The following is a 16,306-nucleotide window of genomic DNA, read 5'->3' as shown; positions in this document are numbered from 1 at the left end:
CGCGGAAAACAACCTGCTCGCTAGCCCAGGTTGCCAACAATTAGAATCGCCCGGTGACCAGCACAGCCTCTGAGAACCCGCGTAATCGTGCCGACGCCCTCCCCAAGAGCTGGAACCCCGGCGAAGTGGAGGCCGACCTGTACGAGCGCTGGGTAGCCGCTGGTTACTTCGCCGCCGACCCGTCCAGCGACAAGCCGTCGTACTCGATCGTGCTGCCGCCGCCGAACGTCACCGGCTCCCTGCACATGGGCCACGCCCTCGACCACACCCTCATGGACACCCTCACCCGCCGCAAGCGCATGCAGGGCTACGAGGTGCTGTGGCTGCCCGGCATGGACCACGCCGGTATCGCCACCCAGTCCGTGGTGGAGAAGCAGCTCGCCGTCGACGGCAAGACCAAAGAGGACTTCGGCCGCGAACTGTTCATCGACAAGGTCTGGGACTGGAAGCGCGAATCCGGCGGCCAGATCCAGTGGCAGATGCGCCACCTCGGTGACGGCGTCGACTGGAGCCGCGACCGCTTCACCATGGACGAGGGCCTGTCGCGGGCCGTGCAGACCATCTTCAAGCGGCTCTACGAGGCCGGGCTCATCTACCGCGCCGAGCGACTGGTCAACTGGTCGCCGAAGCTGCGCACCGGCATCTCCGACCTCGAGGTCGACTACAAGGACGTCGAGGGCGAACTCGTCTCGCTGCGCTACGGCTCGCTGAACGACGACGAGCCGCACGTGATCGTGGCGACCACCCGCGTCGAGACCATGCTCGGCGACACCGCGGTGGCCGTGCACCCCGACGACGAGCGCTACGCCGCCCTCGTCGGCACCACCCTGTACCACCCCATCACCGGCCGTCAGATCCCGATCGTGGCCGACGACTACGTCGATCCCGAATTCGGTTCCGGCGCGGTGAAGATCACCCCGGCGCACGACCCCAACGACTTCGAACTCGGCCTGCGCCACAACCTGCCGATGCCGACCATCATGGACGAGACCGGCAAGATCGCCGACACCGGAACCGAATTCGACGGCATGGACCGCTTCGAGGCGCGGCTGAAGATCCGCGAGCGCCTCGAGGCCGAGGGCCGCGTGGTCGCCCGCAAGTTCCCCTACGTGCACAGCGTCGGCCACTCCGAGCGCTCCGGCGAACCCATCGAACCGCGCCTGTCCATGCAGTGGTGGGTCAAGGTCGAGACCCTCGCCAAGGCCGCCGGTGACGCGGTCCGCAACGGCGACGTGAAGATCCACCCCACCAGCCAGGAACCGCGCTGGTTCGAGTGGGTCGACAATATGCACGACTGGTGCATCTCCCGACAGCTGTGGTGGGGCCACCGCATTCCCATCTGGTACGGCCCCGAAGGCGAAATCGTCTGTGTCGGACCGGATGAGCAGGCCCCCGAGGGCTACGTCCAGGACCCGGACGTGCTCGACACCTGGTTCTCCTCGGGCCTGTGGCCCTTCTCCACCATGGGCTGGCCCGACGCCACCCCGGAGCTCGAGAAGTTCTATCCCACCAGCGTTCTCGTCACCGGCTACGACATCCTGTTCTTCTGGGTGGCGCGCATGATGATGTTCGGCATGTTCGTCTCCGACGATCCGGTGCTCACCGCGGGCAAGACCGCCAAGCAGGTGCCGTTCCAGGATGTGTTCCTGCACGGCCTGATTCGCGACGAACACGGCAAGAAGATGTCCAAGTCGCGTGGCAACGGCATCGACCCGATGGACTGGATCAGCGAATACGGCGCGGACGCCACCCGGTTCACCCTGGCGCGCGGCGCGCAGCCCGGCGGTGACCTGTCGGTCGGCACCTCGCACGTGACCGCCTCGCGCAGCTTCGTCACCAAACTGTTCAACGCCACCAAGTTCGCGCTCATGAACGGCGCGCAGCCCGGTGAGCTGCCCGCGCGCGACACCCTCACCGACGCCGACCGGTGGATCCTGGACCGCCTCGACGAGGTGGTCGCCGAGACGGATTCGGCGCTGGACCGCTACGAGTTCAACAAGGCGTTCGAGGGCCTGTACCACTTCGCCTGGGACGAATTGTGCTCGTGGTACCTGGAATTGGCCAAGGTGCAGTTCGCCGAATCCGACGAGCGCGCCGCCGCCACCCGCATCGTGCTCGGCAATGCCCTCGATGCCGTGCTGCGCCTGCTGCATCCGGCCATTCCGTTCGTCACCGAATCGCTGTGGCTGGCGCTCACCGGCGGCGAATCCATTGTCATCGCCGCCTGGCCGACGGTCTCCGGCGTTGCGCCGGACCAGGTTTCGGACCGCCGCATCGCCGATATGCAGAAGCTCATCACCGAGATCCGCCGCTTCCGCAGCGACCAGGGCCTCAACGACAAGCAGAAGGTCGCCGCCAAGCTCATCGCTCTCGACGCCGCCGACCTCACCGGTCAGCTGCGCGAAATCGCCAGCCTGGCAAGCCTCACCGAGGCGGACGCGGATTTCGCCGCCACCGCCTCGCTCGAGGTGCGCCTGACCCAGGCCACCGTGACCGTCGAGATCGACACCTCCGGGACCGTCGACCTCGACGCCGAACGCCGCCGCCTGGAGAAGGATCTCGCCGCCGCGCAGAAGGAACTGGCGGGCACCACCGCCAAGCTCGGCAACGAGGCCTTCCTCGCCAAGGCCCCCGACGAGGTGGTCGCGAAGATCAAGGGCCGCAAGGAGATCGCCGAAACCGATGTCGAGCGCATCGGCGTGCGGCTGCGCGAGATCGCCGAGCTGGCGGCGCGCCGGTGAACGACGAGCCGGAACGCCAGTACGCGGAGGGGCCGCTCACCGACGGCACCTCCCCGGTGGACCTCGCCGAAATGGCCCTCGTCGAAGCCGAACTCGACCAGCGCTGGCCGGAGACCAAGATCGAGCCGTCGCTCACACGCATCGCGACGCTGATGGATCTGCTCGGCAATCCGGAGCGCAACTACCCGGCCGTCCACATCGCGGGCACCAATGGCAAGACCTCGGTCACCCGCATGATCGACGCGCTCATGACCGCGCTGCACCGGCGCACCGGGCGCATCACCAGCCCGCACCTGCAGCTGGCCACCGAGCGCATCGCCATCGACAACGCGCCCATCACACCGGGCCGCTATGTCGAGACCTACCGCGAGATCCAGCCCTACATCGCCATGATCGACGCGCAGTCCGAGGCGGCGGGCGGGCCGCGCATGAGCAAATTCGAGGTGCTCACCGGCATGGCGTACGCGGCCTTCGCCGAAGCGCCCGTCGATGTGGCCATTGTCGAGACCGGCATGGGCGGCACCTGGGACGCCACCAATGTCATCGACGGACAGGTCGCGGTCATCACCCCCATCGGGTTGGACCACACCGAGTACCTCGGTCCCGATCTCTCCTCCATCGCGGGGGAGAAGGCCGGGATCATCAAGAAGGCCCCCGCCGACGAGCTCGTGCCGCGTGACACCGTGGCCGTCATCGCCCAGCAGGAGCCCGAGGTCATGGAGGTGCTGCTGCGTCGCGCCGTCGAGGTGGACGCCGCCGTAGCCCGTGAGGGTTCGGAGTTCCGGGTGCTGTCGCGCGCGGTCGCCATCGGCGGCCAGATGCTCGAATTGCAGGGCCTGGGCGGGGTATACGACGAAATCTTCCTGCCGCTGCACGGTGAGCACCAGGCGCGCAATGCCGTACTGGCACTGGCTGCCGTGGAGGCGTTCTTCGGCGCGGGCGCACAGCGTCAGCTCGATATCGACGCCGTGCGCGCCGGATTCGCGGCCGCGGTGAGCCCGGGGCGCATGGAGCGCATGCGCAGCGCGCCGACCATCTTCCTGGACGCGGCGCACAATCCGGCCGGGGCTCGAGCGCTGGCGCAGACCCTCACCGAGGAGTTCGACTTCCGCAAACTGGTCGGCGTGGTCGCGGTGCTCGGCGACAAGGACGCCGGGGGCATCCTCGACGCCCTCGAGCCGATCTTCGACGAACTCGTCGTCACCCAGAACGGCTCGCCGCGCGCCCTGCCCGTCGACGATCTCGCCAACCTCGCCGTGCAGCGCTTCGGCGACGAGCGCGTGGCCGTCGCCCACGACCTGCCCGACGCCATCGAGACCGCCATCGCCCTCGCCGAAGAGGGTGAGGATGGCGAACTGGTCTCCGGTGCGGGCATTGTGGTGACCGGATCGGTCGTCACCGCCGGGGCGGCCCGCTCGCTGTTCGGAAAGGACCCCGCATGAGCGACGAACCCACCGCGGTCCCGCCGCCCGCCACCGACCCCTGGAAGGGCTTCCGTGGCGTCATGGCCGGAGCGCTCATCCTGGAATCCATCACCATCCTGCTCGCCCTGCCCGTGGTCGCCACGGTCGGCGGCGGGCTCACCTGGTGGTCGACGCTCTACCTGGTGCTGCTCGCCGTCGTCATGATTCTCGGCGCGGGCGTGCAGCGGAGGTCCTGGGCCATCCCGTTCAACCTGGGCCTGCAGGTCCTGGTCATGGCGGGCACCTTCATCCATCTGTCCATCGGCATCATCGGCGTCGTCTTCGCCGCCGTCTGGGTCTTCATGATGGTCCTGCGCGCCGACCTGAGAAAGCGCATGGAGCTGGGACTTCTGCCCAGCCAGCGCACGCAGGGCGCCTCCTGAGCGACCGCCCCGCGACCAGCGCGCGGGGCCGATCCTTTCGCCAGGTCACCCCGGGATTCGAGACTCGAACACCCACCCCGCTAGGCTGTGCGCCGTGACTGAGCAGACGTTGGTACTCATCAAGCCGGACGGCGTTGCCCGGGGCCTGATCGGGGAGATCATCACCCGTATCGAGCGCAAGGGGCTGAAGATCGCCGCGCTCGAGCTGAAGAATGTCTCCGAGGAGCTCGCGGGACAGCACTACGCCGAACACGCCGAGAAGCCGTTCTTCGGTTCGCTGATCGAGTTCATCACCTCCGGCCCGGTCATCGCGGCCGTCCTCGAGGGCCCGCGCGCCATTGCCGCCTTCCGCCAGATCGCGGGCGGCACCGACCCGGTCGAGAAGGCCGTCCCCGGCAGCATTCGCGGCGACTACGCCCTCGAAACCCAGTTCAACCTGGTCCACGGCTCCGACTCCGAGGAGTCCGCCAAGCGCGAGATCGCGCTCTGGTTCCCCGAATTCGCTCTCTGAGCGGGATTCGCCACATCGTTGCCAGTCCCCGCACCACGCGCGGCTCGCGGTCCGAGCCGCGCGCTGAGCGGGGCCGGTCGACGCGTATCCACGACCCGAAAATGGGGTGTTGGGGGTTCGTGGCGCAGGCACTCGCGGGTACGTGTGGGATACTGGCCTTGGATGTAGCCGACGCCCGTCATTAGCGGCAGGTAGCGGCGACAACCGAATGGCACCGCAGCATGACGGACGATCATCGCTGCCGCCGACAGCTTCCGAGACTCGGCTGTCGGGCGGCACGCTGGATGAACGCTCGTGCGGTGGTGTTGAGCCAACCAGCCAGGCGCCGCGTGACCAGTTAGCCGAACGACGAAGACAAAGGCGAACACCGGACACGCGGGGCGAGACCATATCGACTTCGCGCCACTGGGCGTGAGGCGAGCGAGTACCCCCGCGTCGGCCGCGTCACTCTCCGGAGGGACGCGCCCGGGGGCCCGAGGAGATTTCGTGGCCGAACAAGAGCCGCAGGAAGCATCGCAGGTGAACGGTGAAGGGGAGGCGGGCCGTTCGGAACGAGCGCAGACGGACCCGACTCCGGCTGCCGAACAGTTGCCGGAACGGATCCGAGTGCACGCACTGGCGAAGCTGCTGGGAACGACCAGCAAACGCATCCTGGCCCACCTGACCGAAATGGGCGCCCAAGCCCGCAGCCCCCAATCCAGTCTCGATCGCACGGTCGCCGAAACGGTGCGCGATGCCTTCGGACCGCGTGACGTGGAGGTCACCGCCGAGACCGTGGTGGTCGAATCCAGCACGCCTACGACGGTGACCGAGGCCATCGCCGCGGGCGACGATCCGGTCGCCGACGAACTGGCCGCCGAGGAGGTCGAGCAGGCCGAGGCCGCCGCCACCTCCGAACCCGCGCCGAAGAAGCAGCCGACGCTGTTCGCGAGCCCCTTCCAGCCGCAGCAGGTCGACGAGCCGGTGGTGTTCACCCAGCCCGCCGCCGTCGCCGCCCCGCTGTTCCTGCCGCCCGACGCGCAGGCCGCGGAGGATCTGCGCCGCAAGGTCCGCGCCGAGCGCACCGAACGCAAGACCAAGGTCGTCGAGGAGCCGGTCGAGGAGACCCCCGAGGCCGTCACCCCCGCCACCGCCGACGAATCCGCCGAGGACGCGTCGGAGGACGGCGACTGGGACGACTCCCGGGAGAAGAACGACGGCGCGTCGCGTCGCCGCCGCCGGGGCCGCCGCGGCCGCGGCCGGGGTCGCGGTGAACAGCAGGCCGACGGCGAGGAGAACTCGTCGGAGTCCGAGGACGCCGACGAGGACGAGGACGCCAGCACCGACGCCGAGGATTCGGCCGAGGACAACGGCGAGGACGACAACGACACCGACGACGCGGCCGTGCCGGAGGGCGCGAGCACCCGTCGCCGCCGTCGTCGCCGTCGCCGCAAGGGCTCCGGTGAGGACGGCTCGGACGAGGCCACCTCCGAGGACGATCCGCCGAACACCGTCGTGCACGAGCGCGAACCGCGCAACAAGCGCCGCGCCGCCGCCGCTGCCGCGGCCGCCGACGAGGTGCAGGGCATCTCCGGCTCCACCCGCCTGGAGGCCAAGCGCCAGCGCCGCCGCGACGGCCGCGAGGCCGGTCGCCGCCGCCCGCCGATCCTGACCGAGTCGGAGTTCCTGGCTCGCCGCGAATCGGTGGACCGCGTCATGGTGGTGCGCGAGAAGCACTTCTCCGAGCATCCGACCTCCACCACCCAGGTGGCGGTGCTCGAGGACAACATCCTGGTCGAGCACTTCGTCACCAGCACCGGCTCGGCCTCCATGGTCGGCAATGTGTACCTGGGCAAGGTGCAGAACGTGCTGCCGTCCATGGAAGCCGCGTTCGTCGATATCGGCCGCGGCCGCAATGGCGTGCTGTACGCGGGCGAGGTGAACTGGGAGGCCGCCGGACTCGGCGGCAAGGAGCGCAAGATCGAACAGGCGCTCAAGCCCGGTGACACCGTGCTGGTGCAGGTCTCCAAGGATCCGGTGGGCCACAAGGGCGCTCGCCTGACCACCCAGATCAGCCTGGCCGGTCGCTTCCTGGTGTACGTGCCGGGCGGCACCTCGACCGGTATCTCGCGCAAGCTGCCCGATACCGAGCGCAAGCGGCTCAAGGAGATTCTGCGCGATATCGTCCCGCCGGACGCGGGCGTCATCATCCGCACCGCCTCCGAGGGCGTCAGCGAAACCGAGCTGGCTCGCGATGTGGAGCGGTTGCAGAAGACCTGGCGCACTATCGAGGAGCAGGGCAAGAACACCTCCGGCGCGCCCAAGACGCTGTACGAGGAGCCCGACCTGTTGGTCAAGGTCGTGCGCGACCTGTTCAACGAGGACTTCTCCAAACTGGTCATCGAGGGCGAGCGCGCCTGGACCACGGTGGAGAACTACGTCCGCACCGTGGCCCCCGACATGCTCGAGCGCGTCGAGCGCCACGACAACAACGGCGTGGACGTGTTCGGCGCGTACCGCATCGACGAGCAGCTGGCCAAGGCCCTCGACCGCAAGGTGTGGCTGCCCTCGGGCGGCACCCTGGTGATCGACCGCACCGAGGCCATGACGGTCATCGACGTCAACACCGGCAAGTTCACCGGTTCGGGCGGCTCCAATCTCGAGGAGACGGTCACCCGCAACAACTTGGAGGCGGCCGAGGAGATCGTCCGCCAGATGCGTCTGCGCGATATCGGCGGCATGATCGTCGTCGACTTCATCGACATGGTGCTGGAATCCAACCGGGATCTGGTGCTGCGCCGCCTCACCGAGGCGTTGGGCCGCGACCGCACCCGCCATCAGGTCTCCGAGGTGACCTCGCTGGGCCTGGTCCAGATGACCCGCAAGAAGCTGGGCACCGGACTGGTCGAGGCGTTCTCCACCACCTGCGAGCACTGCCACGGCCGCGGCCTCATCGTGCACAACTACCCCGTCGAGGCCTCCCCGGCCGAAGAGGGCGGGGGCCGTCGCGAGGGTCGCCGCCGCCGTAAGGACAAGGGCGACAAGGCCGCGGCTCCCGAGCCGGTGGCCGCCGCCGCACCCGAGGCGCCCGAGTCGGAGGAGAAGATCGCCGCCAAGCGGGCGCATCCGGTGGCGCTGGCCATGGCCGCTCATCACGCCGACGACCATGCGACCGAGGCCGCCGAGGACGCCGCCACCGCGGCCGACGCGGCGGATTTGGCCGTGGCCGAGGCGGAGACCGTGGGTGTCGAGGAGGCGGTCGCGAACGCCGAGGCGATCGCCGCCACCGCCGCGCAGGCCGCCGCCGACGCCGAATCGGCCGCCGCCAAGGCCGCCGAGGTGAAGGCCGCCGCCCAGGGTTCGATCGAGGCGGTCGCCAAGACCAATGGCACCGCCCCCGTGGCGGCCGCGGCCGCCGACGAGGTGGTCGCGGGCGAGGCCGAGGAAGCCGCCGCCGAGGCCGCGGTCCTGGTGTCCGAGGCGCAGGCCGCCAGCAAGGCGCAGACCGCGAGCGATGCCGTCGAGCCGAAGATGGCCGTGGCCGAGCCGAAGGTGACCGAGCCGGAACGCGACGCCCACGCCTCGGAAGCCCCGGCCGCCGACGCGGGTTCGACGGGTCGCCGTCGCCGCCGCGTGGCCCGCACCGCCGCCGCACCGGCGACGGACAGCAAGGGCGCGGTCTTCGTGCTCTCCAGCGCGGATCAGCCATCCGCCCCGGCGCTGTCCCTCGAGGACGCGGCTCCGGTGGAGGTGCCGGTGCGCCGTCCCCGCCGTCGCGCCGCCGGTCGCCCGGCCGGTGCTCCGGAGGGCGGCAACTAGCCGCACGCGCTCGTGAACGACCGTGGCCCCACTGCTTCCGGCAGTGGGGCCACGGCTGTGTTCGGGATCAGTCGTCGCGCACGGTGATGCCGAAGGTGCGGGCGAAGGCCGGGGCCAGGTCCATGAGCTGTGCCGGGCGGATGACCGCGCCGCGCAGCGACTCGATACCGACCGTGATGTCGAGGGTGACCGCGCCGCGCAGATCGACCTCCTTCAACTTGGCCTGGTGCAGGGAGATGCCCGCGAGCGTCGAGCCCGGGAAGCTCACCCGGGTGATCTTGGCCTCGGCGAAATCGGTGTCGCGCAGCACGCAGTCGACGAATTGGACCTCCTGCAGGTTGGCATTGCGGAAGTTCACCGAATCGAATTTGCAGCCCTCGAAGCGCACCCGCCGCAGGCCCGCGCTGATCAGGTCCACCCCCGACAGCGCGGTGTCGATCATCTCGGCGTCGAGCCAATTGGTCTGGCCGAGGTTCGAGCCGACCCAGCGGGTGTCACGCAGCCAGACATCCGAGAAGCGGGCGTAGCGGAAGTTGCAGCCCTGGAAGGAGATCCCGGTGAAGGCCGATTCCTCGAACTTCGTCCCGCTGGCTTCCACCTCCTCGAAGCGCTCGCCGTCGAGATGTACGGTGTCGTAGCCGCTGTCGGATTCCAGTTCGGTGGCGAAGGGTTCGAGGTAGCGGGCATAGGCGAGATCGCTCAGCTCATGGGGCACGTCGGCACAATAGGCTCGGCCACCGACACATTCACGCTGGGAGTGTGCCCGAGGCCATTGGCCCCCGGTTTGGAGGCGTCGGCCCGAGTCCTGTAGCCTAGGACGGTCGCTGCCCGGTGACAGCAGTCTGCTGTGAGCCCGTGGCCCGGTTCATTCGAGAGCCACCAGGCGCTGAGGCGGCGGTGATTACCAGACCAGTCGTGCGGCGGTGCCCGGCCCTGTGCCGGAGGACCAGCCGCGTGAGCAAAGTGCCGTAGCACTTACGTAGAGGAAGAAGGGCAGCCGACCGATGGCAACGTACGCGATCGTCAAGACCGGCGGAAAGCAGTACAAGGTCGCGGTCGGTGACCTGGTGAAGGTCGAGAAGCTCGAGGGTGAGCCGGGCACTTCGGTGTCGCTGTCGCCGGTGCTGGTTGTGAATGGCGCCGAGCTGACCACCGATGCTGACAAGCTGGCGAAGGTTTCCGTGTCCGCCGAGGTCGTCGAACAGACCAAGGGCCCGAAGATCCGGATCCACAAGTTCAAGAACAAGACCGGCTACCACAAGCGTCAGGGCCACCGTCAGAAGCTGACGGTCCTGAAGGTCACCGGCATCAAGTAAGTCCGACCAGGGGTCCCCACCCCGGCACGAGGAGTTCTGACATGGCACATAAGAAGGGTGCATCCAGCTCGCGCAACGGTCGCGACTCGAATGCCCAGCGGCTCGGTGTGAAGCGCTTCGGCGGTCAGACCGTCAAGGCGGGCGAGATTCTCGTTCGTCAGCGTGGCACGCACTTCCACCCCGGCGTGAACGTCGGCCGTGGCGGCGACGACACGCTGTTCGCCCTCGAGGCGGGCGCGGTCGAGTTCGGCACCAAGCGTGGCCGCAAGACCGTCAACATCGTGGTTCCGGAGCCGGTTTCGGCCTGACGCCGTCACCGGAGCCTCTCCACAAACTTTCCGAAACGGGTCAGGGTGCACACACCCTGGCCCGTTTTCGTGTTCGCGGCAACCCAGCCGACCAGTCCTGAAGGAGGATGATCAACGGTATGTCCAAATTCATCGACCGTGTCGTGCTGCATGTGCGCGCGGGTAAAGGCGGGCACGGCGTCGCCTCGGTGCATCGGGAGAAGTACAAACCCCTCGGTGGTCCCGATGGCGGCAATGGCGGCAATGGCGGGGATGTGATCCTCGAGGTCGACCCCAATGTGCACACCCTGCTGGACTTCCACTTCCACCCCCATGCCAAGGGCGGTAACGGCAAGCCCGGCGAGGGCGGCAACCGCAATGGCAAACAGGGCGAGGATCTGCTGCTCAAGGTGCCCTCGGGCACCGTGGTGATGAGCACCGACGGTGAGGTGCTGGCCGATATGGTCGGCGCGGGCACCCGTTTCGTCGCGGCCCAGGGCGGTCGCGGCGGGCTCGGCAACGCGGCGCTGGTGTCGAAGGCGCGCAAGGCCCCGGGCTTCGCGCTGCTCGGCGAGGAGGGGCAGGAGCGCGATCTCGTGCTCGAGCTCAAGTCGGTGGCGGATGTGGGCCTGGTGGGCTTCCCGTCGGCCGGTAAGTCCTCGCTGGTCTCGGTGCTCTCGGCGGCCAAGCCCAAGATCGCGGACTACCCGTTCACCACGCTGGTGCCGAATCTCGGTGTGGTGCAGTCGGGTGACACCACCTTCACCGTGGCCGATGTGCCCGGTCTGATTCCGGGTGCGAGCCAGGGCCGCGGACTGGGCCTGGACTTCCTGCGCCATCTCGAGCGCTGCGCGGTGCTCGCGCATGTCGTGGACTGCGCCACGCTGGATCCCGGCCGCGATCCGGTCTCCGATGTGGATGCGCTCGAGGCCGAATTGGCCGCCTACAAGCCCGCTTTGGTGGGCGATGCCGGGTTGGGCGATCTGGCCGACCGGCCGCGGGTGGTCATTCTCAACAAGGCCGATATTCCCGATGCCGACGAGCTGGCCGATTTCGTGCTGCCCGAATTCGAGAAGCGCGGCTGGCCGGTGTTCAAGATCTCCGCGGTGAGCCGGGACGGCCTGCGTCCGTTGACCTTCGCGCTGGCCGAGATGGTCAAGCAGTACCGCGAGGCGCATCCGGAGGCCGAGCCGAAGCGTCCGGTGATTCGACCGATCGCCAAGGGCGACAGCGGATTCCGCGTCGTGCGCGATCCGGAGATCGAGGGCGGGTTCATCGTCTACGGCGAGCGTCCGGAGCGTTGGGTCAACCAGACCCAGTTCGACAACGACGAGGCCGTGGGCTATCTGGCCGACCGTCTGGCCCGCCTCGGAGTCGAGGAGGAGCTGGTGAAGCTGGGCGCTCAGCCGGGCGCACCGGTCACCATCGGCGACGTGTGCTTCGACTGGGAACCGCAGATCTCCGCCGGTGTCGAGGTCATGATGACCCGTCGCGGTGTGGATCCGCGCCTGGATCAGAGCGAGCGCATCGGCGCGGCCGAGCGCAAGCACGCCTCGCGGGTGCGCCGCGGGCTGGTATCCGACGACGAGGACTAGCGAAAGACCCCCATCGCGGGCGAATAGAGGTGTGGTGCAATGAGTTCGGGTATCACGCGGGGCTCGGTCGACACGATCGCCGGGACCGAGCCGAGTGCGGCACGCGAGGCCGTCGCCTCGGCGCGCAGCGTGGTGGTCAAGATCGGTTCCTCGGCGCTGACCAGTCTGAAGGGCGGTCTCGACACCGAGCGGCTGGACCGGCTGGCCGATGCGGTGGAGGCGCGTATGCGCGCGGGATCCGATGTGGTCGTGGTGTCCTCCGGTGCGATCGGCGCGGGTATCGCCCCGCTCGGATTGTCTTCGCGGCCAAAGGATCTGGCTACCAAGCAGGCCGCCGCCAGTGTGGGTCAGCTGGCGCTGGCGCACGCCTGGGGCACCTCGTTCGCGCGCTACGATCGGGTCGTCGGCCAGGTCCTGCTCAGCGCGGACGACTTCTCGCGGCGGGAATCGCACCGCAATGCCCAGCGCACCCTGGATCGGCTGCGCTCCCTGCACGCCATCGCGGTCGTGAACGAAAACGACACGGTCGCAACGGAAGAGATCCGGTTCGGTGACAATGACCGGCTCGCCGCGCTGGTGGCCCATCTGGTCGGAGCCGACGCGCTGATCCTGCTCTCGGATGTCGAGGGCCTCTACGACGGTGACCCCCGCAAGGGCGACGCCAATTTCATCCCCGAGGTGCGCAGCAGCGCCGACCTCGATGGCGTAATCGCCGGTAGCGGAGGCGCTTTGGGCACCGGCGGCATGGCTTCGAAGCTCTCCGCCGCCCGCCTCGCCGCCGATGCCGGTGTCCCGGTCCTGCTCGCCGCCGCCTCCGATGCCGCCGCCGCGCTCTCCGGCGCGTCGGTCGGCACCGCCTTCGCCGCGCGCCCGGTTCGCCTGTCCGCCCGCAAGTTCTGGGTACGCCATGCCGCGGATTCGCGCGGCGCGGTCCATCTCGACGCGGGGGCGGTGCAGGCGGTGGCGCAGCGCCGCAGTTCGCTGCTGGCGGCCGGTATCACCGAGGTGCGCGGGCGTTTCTACGGCGGCGATGTGATCAGTCTGGTCGCGCCGGACGGGCAGGTGGTCGCCCGTGGCATCGTCTCCTACGACAGCGATGAACTGGAAACCATGAAGGGGCGCTCCACAACAGACCTACCGGAAGGTATGCAGCGTCCGGTCGTGCACGCGGACGATCTCGTCAAGGTGTAGTCCGGTCCGTGCGACCGCGCGACCGAGTCCGGCTGCGCGGCAATCGCTTTGATGATTAGCCAACCGCACGGAATTCGCGCCGCCGCGGCGGGGGTATACGGGGTACATCCGCCCTAGGGGCGACGGAAGGCCACCGAAAGGGCAGTGGGCGGGCGGCCGGGGCGGCGCATCCTGGAAGTGCACCCGGTGCCGTATCGCATGTGCCCTTCGCCGATACGCGGTTCCGGATCCGGCGCGGTCCGCCCTTGCCGCGCCGGGCTCGCGGTCCGGTGACCGCCCGCGGCATCGGGTGCGCCCGCACCGCCCCGGAGGTAGGTATGTACGTACCGGACAGTACGCAGATGTGGCGGGCGAGTGGCCGTGATTCTCATGTCGAAACCCGCCCCCTATTGCCCGATTGGCATGAACTGTTGGCCGCGTTCTGCGGTCATATCGGCGATCAGCCGGAGGACCACCCCGTCACGCGGTGGGCCCGGTTGCTCGCGGAGCTGCATCTGGCGCGGCGGCGGCAACCCGATCGCCTGGTCGAGATCGACCGGCGACGGGCGCAGGTGGTGCGGAGCATCGACGATTTCGTGATCATGCGGGCCCGGCGGCGGGCCGAGCGCGCGATGGCGACTCGGGAATCGCTCGGCGCGGCGGTGGATGCCATGGCCGCCGCGCACGTTCGGGCGGTGCATCTGCTGCGCACCGTCGAATCGGTCTCCGACGAGCGGGTGCACGCGGCGTGGTTTCTGTTGGCGTCCATGGCCGATGGCTGGACCGATCGGGTGCACGGGGTGATCGGCGAGAGTGTGCGGCGCAGTGCGTAGTGCCCGGAGGCTGCCGCTCCCAACAGCGTGAGCGGGCAGGTCCGCGAGCTCGCAGGGGGGCTCGCGGACGGCGGGATCGGATTCGCGGCGGTATCGGGGCCGCCGCGAATCGGGTGTCAGGGCGTGGGGCGCGCCTCCAGAATGCTGTCGGGCGCGGCGGTGCCGATCACGCGATCGAGGGTGAATCCGCTGCGGGACAACAGGTCTCGGAACTGCTCGGCGGTGCGTTCGCGGCCGGAGGCATTGACCAGCATTTCGAGGTCGATGAACTTGCCCGCGTGCGGACGGCGGTGTTCGGGCAGGACTATGTCGATGACGAGCACGACGGCCTCGGGTCCCATGGCGGCGCGCACGGTACGCAGCAGCCGTTCGGCCTCGGCGTCGGACCAGTCGTGGACTATGTGTTTGAGCAGGTAGGCGTCGCCGCCCTCGGGCACCGCGTCGAAGAACGAGCCGCTGGCAACGGTGAGCCGGTCGCGCGGCCCGAGCTCCGGCAGCCGTTCGACCACTTCGGGGAGATCGAAGAGGATGCCCCGCGTGGACGCGCTGCGCCGCAGGATTTCGGTGAGCAGACTGCCGTGGCCGCCGCCGACGTCCACGAGGGTGCCGAAGCGGCCGAAATCGTATGCGGCGAGCAAGGGTTCGGTGGTGAGGGTGGTGACACTGGACATGGCGCGGTCGAACAGCTCGCCGATCTCGCGGTGTTCGGCGGCGTAGGCGAAGAAGTCGGCGCCGTCGAGGGCGGGACCCACCGATGTTCCGGTGCGCACCGCGTCGGCGAGATGGGTCCAGTGGTTGCGGTGGTATTCGGAACCGAAGAACAGGAACAGATCTCGCAGCGTCACCGGCGAATCGGAGCACAGCGCCCGCGAAATCCCGTTCAGCGCATAGGAACCGTCGCGCCGCTGAGTGAAGATGTCGAAGCTGAGCAGCAGCCGCATGAGTCGGCGCAACCCGTCCTCGTCCACCCCGAGGGCTCGAGCGAGTTCCGCCGGGCGCTTGGGTCCGTCGACGAGCGCGTCGGCGATACCGAGTTCGGCGGCCGCGGTGATGGATTGGCTCAGATAGCCGGTCATCTGCAACTCCAACAGCGCGAGATGCCCCGGAACCAGCCGCCGGTGCAGTGCCGCGAGCCCATCGCGCAGTAATCCGATGGCGCGCACCAAGGGTGGTGGCGGTACTGCGGGAAATCCGGACGCCATGACGACTCCATACCTCGCTCGACCGATCGAAACGACTGATTCGCGCGATTCGACCCTACCGTCAGACCCCCGAGAACGCCGCCGCGTTCTCGCCGACCCACTGTGCGAAGCCGCGCGCGGGGACGCCGAGCAGGGTTTCGGTGGTGTCGCCGAGCATGGCGGGCCGCGCGGCGGCGGTGGCCCAGTAGGCGAGCAGCGAGCGGACCAGCGGGGGCGGCATGTGGCGGCTCATCTGTTCGCGCGCTGCCTCGACGGAGATTTCGGTGACCGGGATATCGCGACCGAGTACCTCGGACATGAGGGCGAGTTGCTCGCGGAAGGTCAGCGGCTGTGCGCCGGTGAGTACCACGGTGCGGCCGCGGACCGGGCCGTCGGTCAGGGCGTCGACAGCGATATCGGCGATATCGTCGGGGTGAATGGGCGCGAGTTGGGCGTCCGGATAAGGGAGTTCGATCGGCAGCCCGTTCGCGATGGTGTGGGCCCAGCCGAGCGCATTGCTGGCGAAGGCGTCCGGGCGCAGCACGGTGACGGTGAGATCCGAAGCGGCGAGGGCTTTTTCGACCACGAGATGGTGGGAGCCGAGCGGATCGTCCTCGGCATCGGGGGCCAGTACCGAGGCGGAGGAGAGCAGGACGATGTGCTCGACGCCCGCGTTCTCGGCGGCGGTGAGGAAGGCGTCGATGCCCTCCGGGTTCGGGTAGAGGAATACCTGTCCAACGCCTTTCAAGGCGCTGTCGAAGGTTTCGGGGGCGTCGAGTCGGACCTCGACGGTCTCGACGTCGGCCGGGACGGTGAGTCCGGTGGGGTCGGCGCTCGCCGCGCGCACCGGCAGATCGGCGGCGTGCAATCGAGCGATGACGGCTTGGCCGACCTTGCCGCGGGCACCGGTGACGAGGGTGGTCATGGATTCTCCTGGGAACTTTGGATTGCGATGGCAGATACGTGCCAAATGACATATGCATGCTGTCATGCATGTATTGGCGCGTCAACACATATATACCTTCGGG

General features: G+C 68.7%; 13 protein-coding genes. 10 read left to right on the top strand and 3 right to left on the bottom strand.

Features of this window, described 5'->3' with window-relative positions; translation table 11 throughout:
- Nucleotides 1–53: 53 nt before the first annotated feature.
- The 5 genes from ACIBH2_RS11490 (at nt 54) to ACIBH2_RS11470 (ending at nt 8,896) form a co-directional block, all read left to right on the top strand.
- The gene (locus ACIBH2_RS11490; RefSeq protein WP_397115970.1) at nt 54–2,741 is read left to right on the top strand and encodes a valine--tRNA ligase; all 2,688 of its coding nucleotides are present in this window, start codon (nt 54–56) and stop codon (nt 2,739–2,741) included.
- 71 nt (nt 2,742–2,812) lie between these two features.
- Nucleotides 2,813–4,183, top strand: a complete 1,371-nt coding sequence (locus ACIBH2_RS11485) for a bifunctional folylpolyglutamate synthase/dihydrofolate synthase (protein WP_397116980.1) — start codon at nt 2,813–2,815, stop codon at nt 4,181–4,183.
- A complete protein-coding gene (locus ACIBH2_RS11480) occupies nt 4,180–4,587 on the top strand; it encodes a DUF4233 domain-containing protein (protein ID WP_397115968.1) in 408 nt (135 codons plus the stop codon). The genes ACIBH2_RS11485 and ACIBH2_RS11480 overlap by 4 nt, the downstream gene beginning before the upstream one ends.
- A gap of 94 nt (nt 4,588–4,681) precedes the next feature.
- Nucleotides 4,682–5,098, top strand: coding sequence for a nucleoside-diphosphate kinase (gene ndk / locus ACIBH2_RS11475; RefSeq protein WP_397115966.1), 417 nt, complete (start codon nt 4,682–4,684; stop codon nt 5,096–5,098).
- 486 nt (nt 5,099–5,584) lie between these two features.
- Nucleotides 5,585–8,896 carry a translation initiation factor IF-2 N-terminal domain-containing protein gene (locus tag ACIBH2_RS11470; RefSeq protein ID WP_397115964.1) on the top strand — a complete coding sequence of 1,104 codons (3,312 nt, stop codon included), beginning with the start codon at nt 5,585–5,587 and terminating at the stop codon, nt 8,894–8,896.
- Between the two features lie 67 nt (nt 8,897–8,963).
- Here the strand turns inward: ACIBH2_RS11470 and ACIBH2_RS11465 are convergent, their stop codons facing one another.
- Complete coding sequence (locus tag ACIBH2_RS11465) at nt 8,964–9,611, bottom strand: pentapeptide repeat-containing protein (RefSeq protein WP_397115962.1); 648 nt, start codon at nt 9,609–9,611, stop codon at nt 8,964–8,966.
- Nucleotides 9,612–9,900: 289 nt separating this feature from the next.
- Between ACIBH2_RS11465 and rplU the strand changes: the two genes are divergently transcribed.
- From rplU to ACIBH2_RS11440, 5 genes are all read left to right on the top strand, one after another.
- On the top strand, nt 9,901–10,212 hold the full coding sequence (gene rplU / locus ACIBH2_RS11460) for a 50S ribosomal protein L21 (protein ID WP_397115960.1): 312 nt from the start codon (nt 9,901–9,903) through the stop codon (nt 10,210–10,212).
- A gap of 41 nt (nt 10,213–10,253) precedes the next feature.
- Nucleotides 10,254–10,520, top strand: a complete 267-nt coding sequence (rpmA, locus tag ACIBH2_RS11455; RefSeq protein WP_397115958.1) for a 50S ribosomal protein L27 — start codon at nt 10,254–10,256, stop codon at nt 10,518–10,520.
- Between the two features lie 119 nt (nt 10,521–10,639).
- The gene (gene obgE / locus ACIBH2_RS11450) at nt 10,640–12,094 is read left to right on the top strand and encodes a GTPase ObgE (protein WP_397115956.1); all 1,455 of its coding nucleotides are present in this window, start codon (nt 10,640–10,642) and stop codon (nt 12,092–12,094) included.
- Nucleotides 12,095–12,133: 39 nt separating this feature from the next.
- A complete protein-coding gene (proB, locus tag ACIBH2_RS11445) occupies nt 12,134–13,285 on the top strand; it encodes a glutamate 5-kinase (RefSeq protein ID WP_397115954.1) in 1,152 nt (383 codons plus the stop codon).
- A 389-nt stretch (nt 13,286–13,674) separates the two neighbouring features.
- Entirely contained in the window at nt 13,675–14,097 is a 423-nt protein-coding gene (locus ACIBH2_RS11440) for a DUF4254 domain-containing protein (RefSeq protein ID WP_397115952.1), read from the top strand.
- A 116-nt stretch (nt 14,098–14,213) separates the two neighbouring features.
- Here the strand turns inward: ACIBH2_RS11440 and ACIBH2_RS11435 are convergent, their stop codons facing one another.
- Nucleotides 14,214–15,299 (bottom strand): methyltransferase, encoded by a 1,086-nt coding sequence (locus ACIBH2_RS11435; RefSeq protein ID WP_397115950.1) that lies wholly within the window; start codon nt 15,297–15,299, stop codon nt 14,214–14,216.
- A gap of 61 nt (nt 15,300–15,360) precedes the next feature.
- Nucleotides 15,361–16,203 carry an NAD(P)H-binding protein gene (locus ACIBH2_RS11430; protein ID WP_397115948.1) on the bottom strand — a complete coding sequence of 281 codons (843 nt, stop codon included), beginning with the start codon at nt 16,201–16,203 and terminating at the stop codon, nt 15,361–15,363.
- Between the last annotated feature and the right edge of the window lie 103 nt (nt 16,204–16,306).

Source organism: Nocardia sp. NPDC050406 (assembly GCF_044459025.1).
Classification (GTDB): domain Bacteria; phylum Actinomycetota; class Actinomycetes; order Mycobacteriales; family Mycobacteriaceae; genus Nocardia.
The sequence above is the reverse complement of the archived record's forward strand: the minus strand, read 5'-3'. Positions and strand labels throughout refer to the sequence as shown.